Source organism: Lacticaseibacillus thailandensis DSM 22698 = JCM 13996 (assembly GCF_001436135.1).
Taxonomy (GTDB): domain Bacteria; phylum Bacillota; class Bacilli; order Lactobacillales; family Lactobacillaceae; genus Lacticaseibacillus; species Lacticaseibacillus thailandensis.
The window spans coordinates 1-4,392 of record NZ_AYZK01000015.1 but is presented as its reverse complement, the minus strand read 5'-3'; the positions used below and the strand labels follow the sequence as shown (position 1 = coordinate 4,392).

Annotated in this window: 2 protein-coding genes; both read left to right on the top strand. The window is 59.9% G+C overall.

Annotated features, from left to right (window positions below):
* On the top strand, positions 1–3,425 hold a 3,425-nt coding region (locus FD19_RS09795; RefSeq protein WP_162259468.1), incomplete at its 5' end, for a mucin-binding protein.
* Positions 3,422–4,392: mucin-binding protein (locus FD19_RS09425; protein ID WP_420836035.1), on the top strand; the 971-nt coding region annotated here is incomplete at its 3' end. The genes FD19_RS09795 and FD19_RS09425, both read left to right, overlap by 4 nt.

The following is a 4,392-nucleotide window of genomic DNA, read 5'->3' as shown; positions in this document are numbered from 1 at the left end:
TGGACGAAACTGGCAGTTACACTGCTGAGGTTCCAGCGCACTACGAGCTGGCCGCAGGCCAAGCTGCAAGCACCAACTACACGTTTACTGATGACGATACCGACGACGTTACGATTCATTTGACGCACGCAATTGACCACACGTCGACTACGACTACACGGACAATTAATTACGTCATCACGGATGGTGACAGTACCAAAGCGCCAGCACCAACGACGCAGACGATGAGCTGGAACGTCACTACGGATGAGGTCACAGGTACTAGCTATGCTAGTCCTGCGGGCGCCTACTTGGCAGTTACCGGCCCAGCAGTTGAGGGTTACACCGCCGACAACACGGTTGCCGCTGAAGTACCAGCACCAACTTTGACCAGTCGGTTGGCCAACACGACCGCGACGATCACGTACCACACCGATGATGCGGCCCTGACCGTGCATTACGTGGATGACGGTACCGGTGAGCAGGTTGGTAGTACTACCTTAACCGGCACGGTTGATGGTACCGGGACGTACAAGGTCACGGCACCAGCACACTATGTTTTGGCTGACGGGCAAGCGGCTAGCGTTGACTACACCTTTGCCACCGATGATACTGATGACATTACCGTGCACCTGACGCACGCCATTGATCACACCACCACCACAACTACGCGGACGGTTAACTACGTCTTTGCTGGCTCTAACCAGCAGGCGGCCGATAGCGTGACGCAGACACTGACCTGGGACGTACTGACCGATGAAGTTACCGGCCAACAGCAATTCGTACCGGTAGGTGAGTACGCCGCGGTGCAGTCGCCGACCGTACATGGTTACACCGCTAACGGTAACGCCGCACTTGCAGCGGTCGCGGCCACGACCACGACGCCGACGAATGCCGCCGACGTGACGATAACCTACACGGCTAACCCGGCTACTTTGACGGTACATTATGTTGATGACAACACGGGCGAGCAGGTCGCTAGTGCCACGGTGGACGGCGTTGTGGACGGTATGGGTACTTACACCGTCCAGTCGCCGACCGGGTACGTTTTGGCTAGCGGACAGGCAGCAAGCGTTGCCTACACGCTGACCACTGACGACACTGATGACGTGACGGTGCACCTGAACCACGCCATCAACTACACGACGGCCACGACCACGCGGACCGTTAACTACACGATCAACGGTCAGGATGCGGCCACTAACCACGCCGCTACGCAAGTACCAGCGAGCGTGACGCAGACGGTCAACTGGTCCGTTGCTACTGACGCCGTAACTGGCGCTATTGTGGCCACGCCGCAGAGCGATTTTGCGGCCGTGACCTCACCGGCACTTAACGGCTACACGGCTGATGGCGATGCCGCGGCGGTCACGCTGGGCACGATTACCACCGACCCAACGGATGCCACCACCACGACGATTAACTACACGCCTGACCAGGAAGCACTGACGGTCCACTACGTTGATGACGTTACAGGCGAACAGGTTACTAGTGCGGTTGTTAATGGCGTAATGGATGCCACGGGCGACTACACGGTCACCGTGCCGCAAGGTTACACGTTAGCTAATGGGCAGGCAGAGATCGTTAGTTACCAGCTGACTAACGACGGTACCGATGACATCACGGTCCACCTGACACACGCTATTGCGCACACGACGACCACAACTACGCGGACGGTCAACTACGTCATCGCGGACGGCGACCAGTCCAAGGCGCCAGCACCAACGACGCAGACGATGGCTTGGAACGTGACGACCGATGAAGTAACGGGCACCAGCTTTGCCACTCCAACTGAGGCCTACGCAGCGGTCACCGCACCAACTGTCGCCGGCTATACGGCTGATGGTAACGTGGCTGCTGCCGTGATGGCACCAACCGCGACGAGCCGCTTAGCTAACACCACAACGACCGTCACGTACCACGCAGACGACGCGGCGCTGACTGTGCACTACGTGGATGACGTCACCGGTGAGCAGGTCGCTAGCGCTACCCTGCACGGCAAAGTCGATGGGCAGGGCCAATACACCGTGTCCGTACCCGACCACTACGCTTTGGCAGACGGTCAGGCCGCGGAGCTGGCTTACACCTTTACCAATGACGGTAACGATGACCTGACGGTACACCTGACCCACGCGATTGACCGGAGCACCGCCACGACGACGCGGACCATCACGTACGTCATGGATAATGGTGATACTGCTAAGGCACCGCAGGTCGTTACGCAGACCGCTACTTGGAACGTCGCCACTGATGCCGTAACTGGCACCAGCGTCGCGACGGCTACCGGTTACTACGCCGCGGTTGATTCACCAGCGGTGGCTGGTTACACGGCTAGTGGCAACGTCGCGGCCGGCACGTTAGGCGCGGTTGCCGCGGACCAGTTGGCGAATACCAACACCACCGTGCACTACACGGCGGATGCGGCCAGCCTCAACGTTACCTACGTCGATGACGTGACGGGTGCTACGTTGAGCAGCACGACGTTGACTGGTACCACCGACGGTACCGGCACCTACACGGTCACGGTTCCAGCTAATTACGAACTAGCAGATGGGCAAAGCAGCAGTGTTAACTACACCTTTGCACCAAATACTGATAACGATATTACGATTCACTTGACCCACGCGGTCAACCACAGCACGGCCACGACGACCCGGACGATCCACTACGTCATCGCGGGTGGTGACACGACGAAGGCACCGGCTGATCAGACGCAGACAATTACTTGGAACGTCACCACGGATGCCGTCACCGGCACCAGTTACGCAACGGCTCAAGACGCGTATGGCGCGGTTACCGCACCAACGGTGGCTGGCTACACGGCGGATCACGACACGGACGCCCAGGTAATGGGTCCGGTTGCCGCGGACGCGTTGGCTGACACCACGACGACCGTGACCTACACGCCGGATGACGCTAACATTACGGTCACCTACGTGGATGATGCGGAGAACGGACAAACCGTTGAGACGCAGAGCTTACAGGGCACGGTTGATGGCCAGGGTACCTACACGGTCACCGTACCGGGCGGTTACCAGTTGGTAGAAGGGCAAAGTCGTAGCGTTAACTACACCTTTGCTACCGACGACAGCGACAACATCACCGTTCACCTGACCCACCACATGACGGCGGGCACCGCGACGACGACGCGCACCATTAACTACGTGGTTGATGGCGGTGGCGCACCTGCACCAGCAAGTGTGACGCAGACCGCAATTTACGGGACGACAACCGATGATGTAACCGGCCTGACGACCGCCACGACTGACGGTACCTATGGCGCGGTCGTTACGCCAGCGTTGGCCGGCTACACGGCGGACCAGACACAGGTGGCGGCGGCTACTCCTGACTACACGGCGGGTGATACCAGCGTGACGGTACACTATACCGCCAACCCGGAGCAGTTGCACGTACGTTATGTTGATGACGTGACGGGTGCGACGTGAGCACCACGACGCTGGACGGCGTGATGGATGGCACTGGTGTTTACACGGTTACCGTTCCGGCTAACTACAGTTTGGCGGATGGCCAAAGCCGCGCCGTCAACTACCGCTTTACCAACGACGATAGCGATGACGTGACGGTGCACCTGACGCACGCGATGCAGTACGGGTCCGCTACCACGACGCGGACCATTCACTACGTTGTGGCTAACGGCGATACGACTAAAGCGCCAGCTGATGTGACCCAGGTTGCTCACTGGCGGACGGTCACGGACCTCGTGACTGGCGGCAGTGTGGCTACGGCTACGGATGGCTACGCGGCGGTCACTTCCCCAGCAGTTGAGGGTTACACGGCTAGTGGCAACGTTGCAGCGGCAGAACTCGGTGCAACGACGACCGCCGACCTGACCAACACGACGGCTACCGTTACGTACGCACCAAACGCAGCTACACTGCGGGTGACGTACGTTGACGATAGTACCGGCGCGACGGTTGCCGTCCAGCGGGTCGCAGGGACCACGGACCAAAGTGGCACCTATACCGCGACGGCACCAGCTGGTTACGATCTGGCCAACGGGCAAGCCACAACGTTGGCTTACACCTTGACTCAGGACGATACCGATAATCTCACCGTGCACCTGGTACACCACATGACCACCAGCACGGCGGCGACGACACGGACCATTGACTACGTGGTTGATGGTGGTACCGCGACGGCGCCAGCCGCAGTTACGCAGACGGCGCAGTTCACCATCGTGACGGATAGCGTCACGGGTGCGCGGACGGTGACGACCGCCACGGGTTACGCGGCGGTCACCACACCGGCTTTGGCTGGTTATACGGCTGACGTGACGACGGTGGCGGCGGCGACCCCTGATTTGGCTGACGGCGACACCACGGTCACGGTTACGTACACCGCGGTGAGCGCACCGGACACTGGCGGGAGCACGACGCCAACGACGCCAACGAC